11 protein-coding genes are annotated in these 14,692 nt (G+C 72.3%); 6 read left to right on the top strand and 5 right to left on the bottom strand.

Annotated features, from left to right (window positions below; translation table 11 throughout):
* Positions 1-222 precede the first annotated feature (222 nt).
* The 3 genes from pucD to ACZ6Z8_RS15435 are packed head-to-tail and all read right to left on the bottom strand — an operon-like array spanning position 223 to position 3,955.
* The gene (gene pucD, locus ACZ6Z8_RS15445) at positions 223-2,589 is read right to left on the bottom strand and encodes a xanthine dehydrogenase subunit D (protein ID WP_465609910.1); all 2,367 of its coding nucleotides are present in this window, start codon (positions 2,587-2,589) and stop codon (positions 223-225) included.
* Positions 2,586-3,071, bottom strand: coding sequence for a (2Fe-2S)-binding protein (locus ACZ6Z8_RS15440; protein ID WP_465609909.1), 486 nt, complete (start codon positions 3,069-3,071; stop codon positions 2,586-2,588). The genes pucD and ACZ6Z8_RS15440 overlap by 4 nt, the downstream gene beginning before the upstream one ends.
* Positions 3,068-3,955 (bottom strand): FAD binding domain-containing protein, encoded by an 888-nt coding sequence (locus ACZ6Z8_RS15435; RefSeq protein WP_465609907.1) that lies wholly within the window; start codon positions 3,953-3,955, stop codon positions 3,068-3,070. The genes ACZ6Z8_RS15440 and ACZ6Z8_RS15435 overlap by 4 nt, the downstream gene beginning before the upstream one ends.
* A 390-nt stretch (positions 3,956-4,345) precedes the next feature.
* On the opposite strand from ACZ6Z8_RS15435, the gene ACZ6Z8_RS15430 reads away from it, so the two are divergent.
* A complete protein-coding gene (locus ACZ6Z8_RS15430; RefSeq protein ID WP_465609905.1) occupies positions 4,346-5,953 on the top strand; it encodes a PucR family transcriptional regulator in 1,608 nt (535 codons plus the stop codon).
* 229 nt (positions 5,954-6,182) lie between these two features.
* Here the strand turns inward: ACZ6Z8_RS15430 and ACZ6Z8_RS15425 are convergent, their stop codons facing one another.
* A complete protein-coding gene (locus ACZ6Z8_RS15425; RefSeq protein ID WP_465609903.1) occupies positions 6,183-7,259 on the bottom strand; it encodes an alpha/beta hydrolase in 1,077 nt (358 codons plus the stop codon).
* 361 nt (positions 7,260-7,620) lie between these two features.
* Here ACZ6Z8_RS15425 and ACZ6Z8_RS15420 point away from each other — a divergent pair, with 361 nt between their 5' ends.
* The 4 genes from ACZ6Z8_RS15420 to ACZ6Z8_RS15405 are packed head-to-tail and all read left to right on the top strand — an operon-like array spanning position 7,621 to position 11,634.
* Positions 7,621-8,640: a sugar ABC transporter substrate-binding protein gene (locus ACZ6Z8_RS15420; protein ID WP_402815004.1), complete on the top strand. Its 1,020-nt coding sequence runs from the start codon at positions 7,621-7,623 to the stop codon at positions 8,638-8,640.
* Positions 8,637-9,677 carry an ABC transporter permease gene (locus ACZ6Z8_RS15415; RefSeq protein WP_465609901.1) on the top strand — a complete coding sequence of 347 codons (1,041 nt, stop codon included), beginning with the start codon at positions 8,637-8,639 and terminating at the stop codon, positions 9,675-9,677. Before ACZ6Z8_RS15420 ends, ACZ6Z8_RS15415 begins: the two co-directional genes overlap by 4 nt.
* A complete protein-coding gene (locus ACZ6Z8_RS15410; RefSeq protein ID WP_465609899.1) occupies positions 9,674-10,531 on the top strand; it encodes an ATP-binding cassette domain-containing protein in 858 nt (285 codons plus the stop codon). The genes ACZ6Z8_RS15415 and ACZ6Z8_RS15410 overlap by 4 nt, the downstream gene beginning before the upstream one ends.
* Positions 10,528-11,634: an ROK family glucokinase gene (locus tag ACZ6Z8_RS15405; protein WP_465609897.1), complete on the top strand. Its 1,107-nt coding sequence runs from the start codon at positions 10,528-10,530 to the stop codon at positions 11,632-11,634. Before ACZ6Z8_RS15410 ends, ACZ6Z8_RS15405 begins: the two co-directional genes overlap by 4 nt.
* Before the next feature lie 147 nt (positions 11,635-11,781).
* Here ACZ6Z8_RS15405 and ACZ6Z8_RS15400 read toward each other — a convergent pair whose 3' ends face one another.
* A complete protein-coding gene (locus tag ACZ6Z8_RS15400; RefSeq protein ID WP_465609896.1) occupies positions 11,782-12,483 on the bottom strand; it encodes a hypothetical protein in 702 nt (233 codons plus the stop codon).
* A gap of 319 nt (positions 12,484-12,802) precedes the next feature.
* On the opposite strand from ACZ6Z8_RS15400, the gene ggt reads away from it, so the two are divergent.
* The gene (gene ggt / locus ACZ6Z8_RS15395; RefSeq protein WP_465609895.1) at positions 12,803-14,596 is read left to right on the top strand and encodes a gamma-glutamyltransferase; all 1,794 of its coding nucleotides are present in this window, start codon (positions 12,803-12,805) and stop codon (positions 14,594-14,596) included.
* Positions 14,597-14,692: the final 96 nt, after the last annotated feature.

The raw sequence follows: 14,692 nt of genomic DNA, 5'->3' as shown, positions 1-14,692 counted from the left end.
CAGGGGGACGGGATCGGCTCACTGGTGGGGGCACTCGTCGGGGGGAGTGCCAGCGGTGCAGTTGAGGGTGGTGCGCACCACTGCGGAACCCCGGCGTGGGAGGGCAGCGGGTGGGGGTCCCCGGGGCGGCGGGGAAGACTCGTCGCCGCCCCGGGAAGTACTGCTCGGTCGTGCCGTTCAGCTCGTGCCGGCCGGCTGGTCCGTCGGTCCGAACTCCCGGGTTCAGCCGGGCTGTTCGGTGGTCAGGTGCTCCGGCCGGACCGGGATCCGGTTGAGCGCGAGACCGGTCGCGTTGCGGATGGCCGCCACGATGGAGGGGGTCGCCGACACGGTCGGCGCCTCGCCGACGCCGCGCAGCCCATACGGGGCGTGCGGGTCGGGCAGTTCGAGGACGTCCACCGGGATCGGCGGGGTGTCCAGGATGGTGGGGATCAGGTAGTCGGTGAAGGAGGCGTTGCGCACCTTCCCGTCGCGGACGATGATCTCCTCCATCACCGCGAGCCCGAGCGCCTGGGTGCAGCCGCCCTGGATCTGGCCGACCACGGAGAGCGGGTTGAGCGCCTTGCCGACGTCCTGGACGGCGGTGAGCTCGACCACCTTGACCAGGCCCAGTTCCACGTCCACGTCCACCACCGCGCGGTTGGCGCAGAAGGTGTACTGGACGTGGCCGAAGCCCTGGCCGGTCTCCTTGTCGAAGGCCTGGGTGGGCCGGTGGTGGTGCTCGCGGGTGAGGTCGATGGCCTCGTCGCCGAGCAGGTCCACGATGGGCACCAGCACGCCGGCGCTCTCCGAGACGACCTTGCCGCCGGCCAGCGTGATGTCCTGGTGGGTCCAGCCGTAGCGGCGCCGGCCCTTCTCGACCAGTGCCCGCCGGACGGCCTCGGCGGCGAGCTTGACGGCGCCGCCGGTCATGTACGTCTGGCGCGAGGCCGAGGTCGAACCGGCCGATCCCACCTCGGTGTTGGCCGGGTGGATGGTGACCTGCTCGACGCCCAGCTCGGTGCGGGCGATCTGGGCGTGCACGGTGACGCCGCCCTGGCCGACCTCGGCCATCGCGGTGTGCACCATGGCGACCGGCTCGCCGCCGATCACCTCCAGCCGCACCCGGGCGGTGGAGTAGTCGTCGAAGCCCTCGGAGAAGCCGACGTTCTTGATGCCGACCGAGTAGCCGACCCCGCGCACGATGCCCTCGCCGTGCGAGGTGTTGGACAGCGCGCCGGGCAGCGCGCGGACGTCCAGGTGCTCGGTGTCCAGCGGCGGCGGCAGCGGCATCTCCTTGGCGCGGCGCAGCAGTTCGGCCACCGGCGCGGGGGAGTCGATCTGCTGGCCGGTGGGCATGAAGTCGCCCTCCGACATGGCGTTCAGCTGCCGCAGCTCCACCGGGTCCATGCCGAGTTCGGCGGCCAGCTTGTCCATCTGCGACTCGTAGCCGAACGCCGCCTGCACCGCGCCGAAGCCGCGCATCGCCCCGCAGGACGGGTTGTTGCTGTAGAGCGCGATGGCGTGCATCCTCACGTTCGGGATCACGTACGGGCCGTGTCCGAGCGAGGCCGCGTTGCCGACCACGGCGGGGGAGGCGGAGGCGTACGCGCCGCCGTCCAGCACGATCCGGCAGTCGGCGAAGACCAGCTTGCCGTCGCGGGTGGCGCCGTGCTCGTAGTGCATCCTCGCCGGGTGGCGGTGGACGTGGCCGTAGAAGGACTCGTCGCGGGAGTAGACGATCTTGACCGGCTTGTTGGTGTGCAGGGCCAGCAGGCAGGCGTGGATCTGCATCGAGATGTCCTCGCGGCCGCCGAAGGCGCCGCCGACGCCGGCCAGCGTCAGCCGGACCTTCTCCTCGGGCAGGTCCAGCACCGGGGCCATCTGCTCCCGGTCCACGTGCAGCCACTGGGTGGCGATGTAGAGGTCGATGCCGCCGTCCTCGGCGGGCACGGCCAGGCCGGACTCGGGGCCGAGGAAGGCCTGGTCCTGCATGCCGACCTCGTAGTCGCCGCTGACGATGACGTCCGCCATCGCCCGCACCTCGTCGGTCACGCCGAGGCCGGAGACCAGCTTCTGCTCGTGGCAGATGTTGCCGTACGCGTGCGACTTGTACTCGTGCGGCTCGTGGACGTACCCGTGGGTCTCCGGGTCCAGGCACTGCTCCTCGGTGACGATCGGGGTGAGCACCTCGTACTCGACCTTGATCTTCTTCACCGCGCGCCGGGCCGTCTCCGGGTGGTCGGCGGCGACCAGCGCGATCGCCTCGCCGTGGTACCGGATCTTGTCGATGGCCAGGGCCGGCTGGTCCTGGATCTCCAGGCCGTAGTACTTGGAGCCGGGGATGTCCTCGTGGGTCAGCACGGCGTAGACACCGGGCACCTTGAGCGCCTCGGAGATGTCCACCGAGAGGATGTTCGCCCGCGGGTGCGGCGAGCGCAGCGCCATACCCCAGAGCATGTCCTCGTGCCACAGGTCGGAGGAGTACGCGAACTCGCCCTTGACCTTCAGGTTGCCGTCCGGGCGCAGCGGCGAGCCGCCGATGCCGTCCTTGGAGGCCTGGTTGATGTTCTGCAGGTTCTTCTGGCCCTGGATGGTGCGCGTGGTCATGACGACGCCTCCCCGGCGCACTTGCGGGCCGAGGCGAGCCGCACGGCGTCCATGATCTTCTCGTAGCCGGTGCAGCGGCACAGGTTGCCCGACAGTGCCTCGCGGATGTCGTTGTCGCTCGGCTGGGCGTCCTTCTCCAGCAGGGCGTCGGTCTGCACCAGCAGGCCCGGGGTGCAGAAGCCGCACTGGACGGCCCCGGCGTCGACGAAGGCCTGCTGGACGAGGCCGAGCTCGCCGGTCTCCTCGGCGAGGCCCTCGACGGTGCGCACCTCGCGGTCCTGCACCTGACCGGCCGCGACCAGGCAGGAGCAGACCGGAACGCCGTCCAGGTAGACGGTGCAGGAACCGCACTCGCCCTGCTCGCAGGCGTTCTTCGAACCCGGCAGGCCGACGCGCTCGCGCAGCACGTAGAGCAGGCTCTCGCCCTCCCACACGTCGTCGGCCTCGACCGGCTTGCCGTTGGCGGTGAACGTGACCCTCATGCCGCGCTCCTGATCTGCTTGCTGTAGTCGTTCCAACACCAGGTGAGGGTGCGGCGGGCCATCACGGCCAGCGCGTGCCGCCGGTAGTCGGCGGTGCCCCGGACGTCGTCGATCGGGGAGGCGGCGGCCTTCACCAGTTCGCCGAAGCGCTGGACCACCTCGGTGCCCAGCAGTTCCCCGCTCTCCCACAGCCCGCGCTCGGCCAGCACTCCCTGGAGGTACTCCTCGGCCTCGACGGCGCGGCGCGGCGTGGGGGCAGCCGAACCGATCCCGGTGCCGACGGTCCCGTTCTTCGGGTGCAGGGCGAAGCCGAAGGCGCACACCGCGATCACCATCGCGTTGCGGGTGCCGATCTTCGAGAACTGCTGCGGGCCGTCCGCGACCGGCACGTGCACGGCCCGGATCAGCTCGTCCGCCTCCAGGCAGTTGCGCTTGACCCCGACGTAGAACTCGTCGATCGGGATCATCCGGGTGCCGCGCACCGAGGCCGCCTCGACGTACACGTCCCGCCCGGCCGCCAGCAGCGCCGGGTGGGAGTCACCGGCCGGGGAGGCCGCGCCCAGGTTGCCGCCGACGCCGCCGCGGTTGCGGATCTGCGGCGAGCCGACGGTGTGGGCCGCCAGAGCGAGCCCGGGCAGCGGCGCGGACAGCTCCGAGATGATCCGGGCGTACGGGACGGAGGCGCCGAGCCGGACGACGCCGCCGTCGTTCGTCCATTCGGTGAGCTCGGTGACACGGTTCAGGTCGAGAATCGCGGATGGCCGGTGCACGTCGAAGTTCAGCTCGACCATGACGTCCGTGCCGCCCGCGATGGGCAACGCGGTCGGGTACTCAGCCTTCGCCGCGAGAGCCTCGTCCCAGGTGGCGGGCCGAAGGAACTCCATGCGGGTGTCTCCTCAAGTCTTCGCCGGCCGGGTGTCCGGCGGCGTGTCGCCCAGTGAACCCCTGTGACCGGGGCCACTGGCAGTCACCGATGGCATGAAGCCCCGGCTGTGAGCCCGCCCGGCATCCTGTACGTTCCTCTAAGCAGGAGAATCCCGCAGCCCAGGTGTTCGCCGGATGCTACCTACGACCGTAATCCGGTCGTGATTCGCGGGCTACGGCCCCGTGACCCGGTGACCCCGCTGGTACGTAACGCCGAGCACGGATGTTCGGGCACACTGTCACCGCCGGAGCGCGCGCCCGCCCACCCCCACCCCCTCGATCCGGCCCCCCGATCCCGTTTCCAGTCCCTGGCCCACCCCCTTGGCCCCACCCCCGTTAGGAGTCCGCGGATGCGTGTCCGTGACCTGCTCGCCCCCGGCGCCCCGCGACTGCGCCTGCTCGCGGCCGAGGAGGAGCTGGACCGGCAGGTCAGCGGCGTGATGACCACGGACCTGCACGACCCCGGCCGCTACCTGCACGGCGGCGAGCTGGTGCTCACCGGCATGCTCTGGCGGAGCGGTCCGGCCGACTCCGAGCGGTTCGTCCGGACCATCGCGGCCGGCGGCGCGGTCGCCCTGGCGGCCGGCGAGGCCGAGGTCGGCCCGGTGCCCGAGGACCTGGTCGAGGCCTGCCGCCGCCACCGGATGCCGCTGCTGGCCGTCCCCGACGACATCGCCTTCGGCACCGTCACCGAGTTCATCGGCCGTCAGGTCTCCGCCGACCGCGCCGCCGACCTCGCCGCCCTGGTCGACCGTCACCGGCTGCTGGTCTCGGCGGCCGGCGGCGGCGGACTGGACGCGGTGCTGGACCTGCTCGGCGGCGACCTCGACCTGGACTGCTGGGTGCTCGCCCCGACCGGCGCGGTGATCGCCGGCCCGGCCGACCGGCTCACCGCCGAGGACCGCGACCAGCTGGTCCGCGCCCACCTCGCCGCCCAGCGCCAGCGCCGCCGCCCCCCGCACCGGGCCCGGCTGGCCGGCGGCGCCTACTCGCTGCTGCCCGCCGGCGCCTCCGCCGGGCCCGAGGCGCCCCGGACCGGCTCGCTGCTGGCCGACTGGGTGCTCGCGGTGGCCGGCGACGTCACCGAGTGGACCACCAAGCGCCAGCAGCTGGCCGAGAACCTGGCCCGCCTGGTCGCCGCCGAGCGCCACCGCCGGGACGAGGGCCGCCGGCTGCGCCGCCGGCTGGCCGACGAACTGCTCGCCCTGCTGCGCCGCGACGCCGACCCGGCCGAGATCAGCCGCACCCTGTACGCGTCCTCCGCGATGGCCGCCCGCTACGAGAGCCCCGAGCCCAAGTCCCACCCGCAGGACGCCTCCTGGCTGGTGCTCAGCGCCGAGGGCACCGGCCTGCCGGAGGGCACGGTGCGGGCCGTCCTGGAGGAGGCGCTCGGCGGCACCACCGACCGCGCCCTGGTCGCCGGGGCCGGCAACGGCGCCGTGGTGGTGCTGCCCGTGCTGGACACCCCGGTGGCCGCCGACACCCTGCGCGAACTCCTCGCCCCGCTGGAGGCCGGGCTCGGCTCGGAGGGGCGGATCACCCTCGGCGTCTCCGCCCCCGCCTCCGAGGCCGGCGGCCTGCGCGGCGCCCTGGAGGAGGCCCGGCACGCCCGCCGGATCGCCGCCGCCCGGGTCGGCCGGGTCTGCGTGGCCGGCCCCGAGGAGCTGGCCTCGCACGTGCTGCTGCTGGCCGCCGTCCCGGACGAGGTCCGCCGCGCCTTCCGCAGCCGGCTGCTGGACAAGGTGATCGCGTACGACATCGAGCACCAGGCGGACCTGGTCCGCACCCTGGAGGCCTTCCTGCGCTCGGACGGCTCCTGGACCCGCTGCGCCGGGCAGCTGCACGTCCACGTCAACACCCTGCGCTACCGGATCGGCCGGATCGAGGAGCTGACCGGGCGGGACCTGTCCCGGCTGGAGGACCGGGTGGACTTCTACCTGGCGCTGGAACTGGCCTGACCGGGAGCCTGCTCGGGGGCCTGAACAGTGGCCTGACCGGCGGTCTGACCGACGGTCTGGTGGTCTTCTGTCAGTGCCGGTCGGATCTCGGTCGATCCTGATCGTGTCCGGACAGTTCCTGGGAAAACCCTGGCAAAGCCGGAAACGGCCGAGGGCCCGCCGCGAACATGCGCGGCGGGCCCTCGGCCGTGACGGCCGGTCATGGAAACCGGCCGGCCGTGACGGTCGGTCACTGGGCCGGGATGATCCCGGTCAGCCACTCGAAGGCGCTCGGGACCATCTTCTTCCACATCTCGGTGGTGTGCGGGCCGGTGCTCTCCTCGACCTGGATCTTGGTCGGCTCCTTGGCCACGGCGGCGAGCGCCTGGCCGTCCTCGTAGCCGTCGCCCTTGGCGCCGCTGACCAGCAGGGCGACCTTCGGCGGCTGCTGGGCGGTCTTGAGGATGTTGACCGGGTTGTTGGCCTCGCGCAGCTTCGCGTCCTTGCCGACCAGCGAGTCCGGCTCGACCCCGGGGTCGTTGTAGCCGGACATCGCGATGCCGGCCCGGTAGCGGTTGGGGTGGGCCACCGACAGCTTGGCTGCGCAGTGGGCGCCGGCCGAGTAACCGGCGATCGCCCAGCGGTCCGCGGACGGGTCGGCGCGGAAGTTGTCCATCACCATCTGCGGGACGTCGCGGGTGATCCAGGCGTCCGCGTTGATCTTGCCGGGGATGTCGGTGCAGCCCGCGTCCTGGTGGTTGCCCAGCAGCAGGGTGCGCGGCGAGACCAGGATGAACGGCGCGACCTTGCCCTGCTGCATCAGCGGCTTGAGCTGCTCGGAGACCTTGAGGGTGCCGTACCAGGTGGAGGAGGAGCCCGGGTAGCCCGGGATCAGCTCGACGACCGGGAACTTCTTGTCCTTGAACGCCGGGTCGTTGTACTGCGGCGGCAGCCAGACCAGCACCTCGCCGTCGACGCCGGACACCTGGCCCTTGAGCTCGGTCTTCTGGACGTCGCCGGGCACCGCCGGGTCGTTCACCCCGCCGAACTTCTGCAGCACCTTCGGGGGCTGCTTGGCGGCGTCGCCGGACTGGCCGTTGCCCGCCGGGTCCACCGGCGGCACCGAGGGCACCGCGCGGACGTGGTCACCGGTGCCGAGCAGGTCGTCCCAGTTGCCGTAGATCAGGTTCGCGTTGTTCACCATCACGAAGACCATCAGCACGGCCGTGACCTGACAGAACATGATCATGACGATCCGGGACAGGGTGCGCACCGGCTGGGGACCGCGCACCTTCCCCCAGAACAGCAGCGCCACTGTGATGGACACCGGTACAAGGATGACGGTGAGGATGAAGAATGGCGTACCTGTCAGTTCCATCGAGTTCTCGTATCCGGGTCGCTCGCCGCCCGGGCCCCAGTCGCCCGAACGCACGTCAATGGCATCAGACGGCTGAGAACCGATGATCGGTTGCCGTCCGAATCTGTGCGGAACCTGAGAGGAACATCACGTTTCCGAGCTGTTCCCGCTTCGGGTCGGCGCCTAGTCTGTCACCCGGACGGCGGTGCTCCGGACCAGATGTTCAGCGAATATCCAGGAAGGTCCCCCGGGGCACCTTACCGCCCGGCCGGTTCGCGCCGCCGGGCGAGGCGGTGCGATCCCGCGCGACCGGGCCAGAGAGACTATGGGGATGAGCACTACCCGCTTTCGCCCGTCCCGCCGCTTCTGGCCCGTGTGCGCCGTCCTGGCCCTCGCGGTCACCGCGGCCGGTTGCAGCAGTACCGGAGGCAGACGCGCCGAGGAGGCCCGCGCCAAGGCCGCGGCCGCCGGTGGCAGCGCCGTCACCACCCCGCGCTGGAAGGTCGCCATGGTGACCCACGCCGGCGCCGGGGACGCCTTCTGGGACAGCGTGCGCAAGGGCGCCGAGCAGGCCGCCGCCAAGGACAACATCACCTTCCTGTACTCCAACGACGCGCAGACCCAGAACCAGGTCCAGCTCGTCCAGGCCGCGATCGACCAGAAGGTCGACGGCCTGCTGGTCACCCTCGCCAAGGGCGACGCGATGGCCGACGTCCTCGGCAAGGCCAAGGCGGCCGGTATCCCGGTGATCACGATCAATTCCGGTCAGGAGTTCTCCGCGAAGTTCGGTGCGCTGACCCACATCGGTCAGGACGAGTCCTCGGCCGGTCAGGCGGCGGGGGCCGAGCTGGCCTCCCGCGGCCGCAAGAACGTGCTGTGCGTGATCCACGAGCAGGGCAACGTCGGCCAGGAGCAGCGCTGCTCCGGCGCCCAGTCCAAGGCCGGCGGCGGCTTCCAGGTGCTCTACGTGAACGGCGTCGACATGCCCGACGCCCGGGCGGCGATCTCCGCCAAGCTCCAGGCCGACCCCACCGTCGACACCGTGCTCACCCTCTCCGGCCCGATGGCCGCCACCGGGCTGCAGGCCGTCCAGGACGCCCACCGGAGCGTCGAACTGGACACCTTCGACCTGGGACCGCAGGTGGTGGCCGGGCTCAAGTCCGGCAGCGTCGGCTTCGCCGTCGACCAGCAGCCCTACCTCCAGGGCTACGAGGGCGTCGACCTGCTGTGGCTGTACAAGTCCAACCTGGACATGCTCGGCGGCGGCAAGCCCGTCGCGACCGGCCCGCAGATCCTGACCAAGGACAACGCCGACGCGCTCGCCGAGTACGTCGCGAGGGGGACCAGGTGAGCGCCTCCACCACCCCCGACCTGCTCGTCCAGGACCGCCCGGCGGCCCTGCGGCGGCTCCTCGCCCGCCCCGAGCTCGGCTCGCTGATCGCCGCCGTCGCGGTGTTCGCGGTCTTCGCCGGCGCCGCCGAGCCGTTCCTGCGGGTCTCCTCGCTCGGCACCGTCCTCTACGCGGCCTCCACCATCGGGATCATGGCCGTGCCGGTCTCGCTGCTGATGATCGGCGGCGAGTTCGACCTGTCGGCCGGCGTGCTGGTCACCACCGCCGCGCTGACCTCCTCGATGGTCTCGTACCAGTTCACCGCCGTCACCTGGGTCGGCGTCCTGGTCTCGCTGGCGACCACGCTGGCGGTCGGCTGGTTCAACGGCTGGATGCTCGGCCGCACCAAACTGCCCAGCTTCATCGTCACCCTGGGCACCTTCCTGATGCTGACCGGCGCCAACCTCGGCGTCACCAAGGCCGTCTCCGGGACGGTCTCCACCAAGTCGATCGCGGACATGCAGGGCTTCGAGAGCTGCCGTCGGCTGTTCGCCTCCGAGGTGAACATCGGCGGGCTGGCGGTCAAGGCCACCGTCTGGTGGTGGCTCGGCCTGCTCGTCATCGGCAGCTGGGTGCTGCTGCGCACCCGCTTCGGCAACTGGATCTTCGCCGTCGGCGGCGACGCCGCCGCCGCCCGCGCGGTCGGCGTGCCGGTCGCCCGGACCAAGACCGTGCTCTACCTCGGCGTCGGCTTCGGCGCGTGGGTGCTCGGGCAGCACCTGCTGTTCTCCTTCGACACCGTCCAGTCCGGCGAGGGCGTCGGCAACGAGCTGATCTACATCGTCGCGGCCGTCATCGGCGGCTGCCTGATCACCGGCGGCTACGGCTCGGTGGTCGGCTCCGCACTCGGCGCGCTGATCTTCGGCATGGCCAGCAAGGGGATCATCTACGCCCAGTGGAACCCGGACTGGTTCAAGTTCTTCCTCGGCGCGATGCTGCTGCTGGCCGCGCTGCTCAACGCGTACGTCAAGCGCCGGGCCGAGCGGGGGCCGCGATGAACGAGGAGCTCCTGGCGCTGGAGGGCGTCGGCAAGTCGTACGGCACGGTCCGGGCGCTGCAGGACGTCTCGCTGACCCTGCGGGCCGGCGAGATCAGCTGCGTGCTCGGCGACAACGGGGCCGGCAAGTCCACCCTGATCAAGATCATCGCGGGGCTGCACCGGCACGACGAGGGCACCTACACCGTCGGCGGCGAGGAGGTCCGGCTGGACTCCCCGCGCCAGGCCCTGGACCTCGGCATCGCCACCGTCTACCAGGACCTCGCCGTCGTCCCGCTGATGCCGGTGTGGCGCAACTTCTTCCTCGGCTCCGAACGGGGCATGCGCCGCTGGGGCGGCCTGCGGCTGGACGCCGACGGCATGCGCGCCACCACCCGCGAGGCGCTCGCGAGGATGGGCATCGACCTGCACGACGTCGACCGGCCGATCGGCACCCTCTCCGGCGGGCAGCGGCAGTGCGTGGCGATCGCCCGCGCCGTGCACTTCGGCGCCAAGGCGCTGATCCTCGACGAGCCGACCGCCGCGCTCGGCGTCAAGCAGTCCGGGGTGGTGCTCAAGTACGTCACCGCGGCCCGCGACGCCGGGCTCGGAGTCGTCCTGATCACCCACAACCCGCACCACGCCTACCTGGTCGGCGACCACTTCACCCTGCTCAAGCGGGGGCGGATGGCCGGCAGCCACCCGCGCGCCGAGATCGGCCTGGAGCAGCTCACCACCGAGATGGCCGGCGGCTCCGACCTCGCCGAACTCTCGCACGAGCTGGCCCGGCCGTCCGCCGCCGAGCCCCTCGATTCCCCCGTTCTCCGTGAAACCCGTGAGACCCGCGAGACCCGTGAGGAGCGTCCGCAGCCGTGACCAGCCCCCAAGGCACCACCCGGCCGGCCGTCCTGCCCACCCTGCTCGGCCTCGGCCCGCGCGCCGAACGCCGCCGCCGCGCCCTGCCCGCGGGGATACTGCGGCTGCCCACCATCGGCGTCGACATCGGCGGCACCAAGGTGGTCGCGGGGGTCGTCGACGGCGAGGGCAAGGTGCTGGAGAAGCTGCGCACCGACACCCCGCACAAGAGCAGGAGCGCCAAGGTCGTGGAGGACGTCATCGTCGAGCTGGTGCTCCAGCTCGCCGACCGGCACGACGTCCACGCGGTCGGCATCGGCGCGGCCGGCTGGGTCGACGCCGACCGCTCCCGGGTGCTCTTCGCCCCGCACCTCAACTGGCGCAACGAGCCGCTCCAGCAGGCGCTGAGCGAGCGGCTGCGCTTCCCGGTGATCGTGGAGAACGACGCCAACGCCGCCGCCTGGGCGGAGTGGCGCTTCGGCGCCGGGCGCGGCGAGGACCACATGGTGATGCTCACCCTGGGCACCGGCATCGGCGGCGCGGTCGTCCGGGACGGCTACGTCGACCGCGGGAAGTACGGTCTGGCGGGCGAGTTCGGGCACATGCAGGTGGTGCCCGGCGGGCACCGCTGCCCGTGCGGCAACCGTGGCTGCTGGGAGCAGTACTCCTCCGGCAACGCGCTGGTGCGGGACGCCCGCGAACTGGTCGCCGAGGAGTCCCCGGTGGTGCAGCCGCTGCTCGCCCGTGCCGGGGGGACGGTCGAAGGGATCACCGGCCCGCTGGTCACCGAGGCCGCCCGGGACGGCGATCCGACCGCCGTCGAGCTGCTCTACGAGGTCGGCACCTGGCTCGGCGTCGGCATCGCCAACCTCGCCGCCGGCCTCGACCCGGGGCGCTTCGTCATCGGCGGCGGCGTCTCCGAGGCCGGCGACCTCCTCCTCGGCCCGGCCCGGGACACCTTCCGCCGCACCCTGACCGGGCGCGGCTTCCGGCCCGAGGCCACCATCGTCCACGCCGCCCTCGGCAACGAGGCCGGACTGGTCGGCGCGGCCGATCTGGCGCGTCAGGTGGCGCGGCGGTTCCGCACCATCAAGCGGCGCCGGGTGGAGCGCAGCGCGCTGTAGGGGGAGTGCGGCCCGGGCCGGCCTGGGGCGGGGCGCCTGACGGCTGACAACTTTCAGCTGACGGAGTTCAGCGAACAGATTTCAGCGAACAGATGACGTTATCTGTTCGCTGAAATCTGAACTCTGTTAGTTGTCAGCCGTCGCCCGTCAGCCGGCAGACTTCCAACGGTCCCGGCCGTCGCTGGCGGGTCCGCAGACCATCGGGGTGCCCTTCACGGTGATGCCGGTCGCGCCGGCCGGGGCACAGAAGGCTCCCGGGTGCACGGTCCCGGCGGAACCGCCCCCCGAGCTTGCTCCGCCCGAGCCGGACCCTCCAGACGTCGAGCCTCCCGAGCCGGACCCTCCAGTGCTGCTCCCGCCCGAGCTGCTCGCGCCGCCGCCAGTGGACGAGCTGCTCCCGCCATCTGTGCTTCCATCCGTGCTCCCACCGCTGCCCGGATCGGCCGGCTGGGCGGTGGGGTGCGGGGCGGGCTTGGGTGCGGGCGGGGCCGGAGCCGGCGGCTCGCTGTGGTTCTGCGGGGCCTGGGTCGGCGCGGGCGGTTCGGGGGTGGGCGTCGCCGTCGGGGTCTCGACCGGGGTGGGCGTCGGCGTGGCGGACGGCGTCGGTGTGGCGGACGGCGTCGGCGTGGCCGTCGGGGTCGGTGCGGGGGACGGGCTGGCCGTCGCCGCGACCGGCGCGGGGGCGGGCGCGGGGGTGGTCGGCTGGGGGCCGACCAGCGTCCCGAGCCACACCAGGCTGCAGAACGCCGCCACCACCGTGCTGGTGAGCTTGCGCCAGAGCGGTCGGGGCCAGGTCCAGGCGATCGCGAAGGCCGCGACCGGGAACACCAGGAAGCTGGCGAGGTGCACCCCGCGGCGCTGCCACCAGGGGCGGTGCGGCGGAACTGCCGGTGGCTGGGAGGGCGGGGGCGGGGGCGGTGACGAATGCACGGAGGATCCGGGTCCTTCTTGTGGCGGGGACGTGGCGGACCGTCACACCGTATATGGATCAGATAAAGAGATGTTCCGGATCGTGCGGAACCGAATCCGGAACGTGACCCGACGTGACCTTCGAGAATGCCCGGGTCATCGGGATGTCAACTACCCGTGAGTAGTAGTGCGATGTGGTTGTCGGATTACCGCTCCTGTGGAACAACTGGTGAGTTGACGTCGACTCAGGAGGACTCGGATGAGGGCTCTGGCCCGTCTCGCGCCGTCACTGCTGCTCGCCACCGCACTGGTCTGGGCCACCACCGGACCCGCCGGTGCCGCGGCGCCGCCACCGAAGGCGCCGGAGGCGGTGGGGTGGGGCGGGGCGGTGGCGTCCGTGGACGCCGACGCCACCGCGGCCGGGATCGAGGTGCTGCGCAAGGGCGGGAACGCGGTGGACGCGGCGGTGGCCGTGGCCGCGGCGCTCGGGGTGACCGAGCCGTACTCGTCCGGGATCGGCGGCGGCGGGTACTTCGTCTACTACGACCACGCCACCGGACGGGTGCACACCATCGACGGCCGGGAGGTGGCCGGCCACACCGCCGACAGCGGACTGTTCCTGGAGGACGGCAAGCCCCTCGCCTTCGCCGACGCCGTCACCAGCGGCCTGTCCGTCGGCGTCCCCGGCACCCCCGCCACCTGGGACTCCGCACTGCGCCAGTGGGGCACCCGCTCGCTCGCGCAGACCCTGGGGCCCGCCGAGCGGATCGCCGAGAACGGCTTCGTCGTCGACGACACCTTCCGGGGCCAGACCGCCGACAACTACGGCCGGTTCAAGGACTTCCCGGCCACGGCCAAGCTCTACCTGCCGAACGGCAAGCCCCCGGAGGTCGGCTCCGTCCTGCGCAACCCGGACCTCGCCGCGACGTACAAGCTGCTCGCCAAGGACGGCGTGAAGGCCTTCTACCAGGGCGAGTTGGCGAAGGACATCGTCAACACCCTGCAGCACCCCCCGGTCGACCCGGCCTCCGGCCGCAACGCCCGACCGGGGAAGGTCGACACCGCGGACCTGGCCGCCTACCAGGTCCGCCGCCAGGCGCCCACCCACGTCGCCTACCGCGACTACGACGTCTACTCGATCGCCCCCTCCAGCTCCGGCGGCACCACGGTCGGCGAGGCGCTCCACATCCTGGAGGACGGCGACCTCTCGGACTACAGCAGCACGCAGTACTACCACCACTTCCTGGAGGCCTCGCGGATCGCCTTCGCCGACCGCAACCGCTGGGTCGGCGACCCGGCCTTCAACGACGTCCCCACCAAGCAGCTGCTCTCCGAGCGCTACGCCGCCTCCCGGGCCTGCCTGATCAGCCCCGACCACGCCCTCACTAGCCCGCTCGCCCCCGGCGACCCGCGCCACCCGGCCGACTGCGCCGACACCGGCCAGGGCGTCGCCGAGCCCTACGAGGGCCCGAACACCACCCACCTCACGGTGGCGGACCGCTGGGGCAACATCGTCTCCTACACCCTCACCATCGAGCAGACCGGTGGCAGCGGCATCACCGTCCCCGGCCGGGGCTTCCTGCTCAACAACGAGCTGACCGACTTCGACTTCGCCCCGCTCACCGCCGGCGTCCCCGACCCCAACCTGCCCGGTCCGGGCAAGCGCCCGCGGTCCTCGATGTCCCCGACCGTCGTGCTGCGCGACGGTGAGCCGCTGCTGGCCACCGGCAGCCCCGGCGGCGCGACCATCATCACCACCACCCTCCAGGTGCTGCTCGGCCGCCTCGACCGGGGGCTGACCCTGGAGCAGGCCATCGCCGCGCCGCGCGCCAGCCAGCGCAACACCGCCGCCACCCAGGCCGAGCCGGGCTTCCTGGCACTGCCGGAACGGGCCGGGCTGGAAGCCCTCGGGCACCGGTTCACCACCGGCGGCGAGATCGGCGCCGCCACCGGCGTGGAACGGCTGCCGGACGGCCGCTGGGTCGCCGCCGCCGAACCGGTGCGGCGCGGCGGCGGCTCGGCCGCGGTGGTGCGCCCCGCGGGCTCGCGCTGATCCGTGCGGACGCCCGTCCCGGCGGCTGATCGGGCCGGGTTGTCAGTGCCGGGCGGTATGTTCGGGGTGGGCCTCCTTCCGGGGCGGCCCACCCCC

It is taken from the genome of Kitasatospora sp. NPDC101108, assembly GCF_055584725.1.
Note: the sequence above shows the minus strand (reverse complement) of the source record. Positions and strands in the feature narration are given on the sequence as shown.